We start from the raw sequence: 2044 nt of genomic DNA, 5'->3' as shown, positions 1-2044 counted from the left end.
AATAGCCTAACGATGAACGTTTTTGTACCCAATGGTTGAAGTATTTTTATACTTCTCTTCCTCAGCTTTGATGTTAATAGTGATGGGTGTTAAGTATTCGCTGTCAATGCACGACACGTTTTTAAACGCTTTGATTTAGACTCCACGATCCCTAAATGGCTCCATTAGTTTTAACTTTTGTTATGTTTGTTATCATTTTGACTTTCATTTATTCCCTATTTTCTATACAATTATTAATTTTTAGAATTGCTGCTATCGCCATCTGCGTAAATAGCACTAAAACTGTGTCTAACCAGCTGTATATTTTTGCGGAAAAGCTGTTTCTTTCAAGTATCAAAAAATCACCTTTATACATATAGAACTGTTAGGAAGCCCGGTGACAGAGACCAAGGAGAATTAATGAGGCTAGAGTATAAAAGAAGTAACTATCGTCCAAATATGGTGTTCGAGAATGTGAAATACCGACGTTTTATGCATAAGTGATTATTCGAACTTATAGCTAGCACGCGGGAATAATTTGAGAATTAATAGATGATTATTATGAATATTTTAAATTTTACAGGAGTTTATGGGTGTTTTTACGCAAACTAACACTAATTATGGTGTTTAAAACAGTATTTCTGGCAAATCTCACCATTGCAAACGAAAGCACAAGTATCCCGGATATTCCAAGTAACGCGCCGAGAAAACATGTTCCAGATCCAAGAGAACTAAGTAATGTAAATTCTCGTTTACAGCCGCTTGATAATAATTTATTCGGGGAAAGAATCGACTACGCAACTGGAAGTGTGAGTTTTAGTGTTACAGATGTAACTTTGCCTCACAGTACATTGCCTATTGAAGTTTCAAGGACTTTAGGTGGCGAGCAAATGAGCTGGCGATCTAAAAAAGACTTTAGCAATTGGGATCTCTCCATTCCGCATCTTAGAACTAAAGTAGCTAAGTTTAAAGAGGGAGGGGAAGTTGATTACGATTACACTAAATATAGTGGGAATTGGCCTAAAGGAGTTGCGTGCTCACGCCAACCTGATTTGAGCAATGTGAGAGGCCGACATGGTACGGTTTTAAGTATTTACGAGTATTGGGCTGGAGAAACGATTGAAATTCCAGGAAAGGGCAGCGAGATAATTTTAAGATCCAATGAGACAAATAAAATAACAACAAAAAGTCAGTGGGATGTATCTTGCGCAGATGGTGGTTATGGAGAGGGCTTTATCGTAACTACTCTAGATGGCACTAAATATGAATTCTTTACTCCAAAGTATGTTCAGAATAAACCGGTAGTTAAGGGAAAGTATGAAATTGCTGAATATTCAGAGGATGGTGACTGTATATTTGAGTGTGAAACCTATAAAGTAGCAACAGCTTATTTATTGGTTGACAAGATAACAGATAAGTTTGGAAACTGGCTTAAATATGATTACACTGACGGTCAGTTACAATCTATTTCAAGTAGCGATGGCCGAAAAGTTACATTCCAATATAGTAATGGTTTAATTGCCTCTATAAATGCTAACAATCGTATTTGGAAGTATAGCTATTCATCAGGCAATGGCAGCTTGCATAAAGTCACCCGTCCAGATAGTTCATATTGGGAGTATTCAGATACTTACTGGTATCACCGAGTTCCTACCCCTTATACTGACCATGAAAGTTCACCGAATTCCCCAACACTTTCAAGGTGTGTCTTAACAGACGTCGGTATGTTTGACGATTTAACAATCACTCACCCAAATGGAGCAACAGGCAAGTTTACATTTGCAGAAAGGGGGTTTGGGAGAACCTCTGTAACTGATATTAATACAGGCCGTTGTTTTAATAATTTCTCCCTCATAGAGAAAGAAATAACGCTCTCAAATGATAAAGCTTATAAATGGAGCTTCAAGTACCTCAATTCGATGGGAGCTTTTACATCTGAAAGGCAAGTATCGAGCTTCCCAGGGATAAGTAACTTCCGCTTGCCTAGTATTGCAGGTTTAGTTGAGAGTGACTTTAAAGCTGTGGTTGTGACAAATCCGGATAATAGCCAACACCGATATATCCA

The 2044-nt window shown here is 37.6% G+C and carries 1 pseudogene; it reads left to right on the top strand.

The annotated features are described in order from the left end of the window. Positions 1-572: 572 nt before the first annotated feature. Positions 573-2044, top strand: a pseudogene (locus L3V43_RS23605) (hypothetical protein); the annotation flags it as partial.

It is taken from the genome of Pseudoalteromonas sp. L23 (assembly GCF_021728455.1).
Taxonomy (GTDB): Bacteria; Pseudomonadota; Gammaproteobacteria; order Enterobacterales; family Alteromonadaceae; genus Pseudoalteromonas.
The sequence above is the reverse complement of the archived record's forward strand: the minus strand, read 5'-3'. Positions and strand labels throughout refer to the sequence as shown.